Source organism: Chitinimonas violaceus, from assembly GCF_052601015.1.
In genome coordinates, this window is the sequence record NZ_JBQXDJ010000233.1 from 1 (window position 1) to 446 (window position 446).

Below are 446 nucleotides of genomic sequence, written 5' to 3' on the forward strand. Positions count from 1 at the left end.
ACATGAGCCAAAATCCCCGGCCCAGCCTTGGTATCGTGCCGATTCGCAGCATGAACCTCAACATGAAGCAGATTGCCCAGTGTATCCACCACGATATGCCGCTTTCGCCCTTTGATTTTCTTGCCGCCATCAATGCCAACTTCTTCACTGGTCAATGCCGTCTTCACGCTTTGCGAATCCACAATCCCATAGCTCGGCATTGGCTTTTTTTCTCTGTCGCCGATAGGTGCAAATCAGCTCATCCAGCGCACGTTCCCATACACCTTGCCTGTTCCAGCGGCTGAAATGATCATATACCGTCTGCCAGGGTGGAAAGTCGGTTGGCAACATCCGCCACTGGCAGCCACTTTTGGTCACGTACAGAATGGCATTACAATCAACCGCTTGTCATGCTTGCACGGTCTGCCACGGTGGTGGGTGGGGTGAAAATGGTGAGCAATGCGGTT

2 protein-coding genes are annotated in these 446 nt (G+C 52.7%); both read right to left on the reverse strand.

Annotated elements, in window-relative coordinates; all coding sequences use genetic code 11:
- Window positions 1-200: transposase (locus ACUHMQ_RS21085; RefSeq protein ID WP_445297396.1), on the reverse strand; the 200-nt coding region annotated here is incomplete at its 3' end.
- Window positions 145-366 (reverse strand): transposase, encoded by a 222-nt coding sequence (locus ACUHMQ_RS21090; protein WP_445297397.1) that lies wholly within the window; start codon window positions 364-366, stop codon window positions 145-147. The genes ACUHMQ_RS21090 and ACUHMQ_RS21085, both read right to left, overlap by 56 nt.
- Between the last annotated feature and the right edge of the window lie 80 nt (window positions 367-446).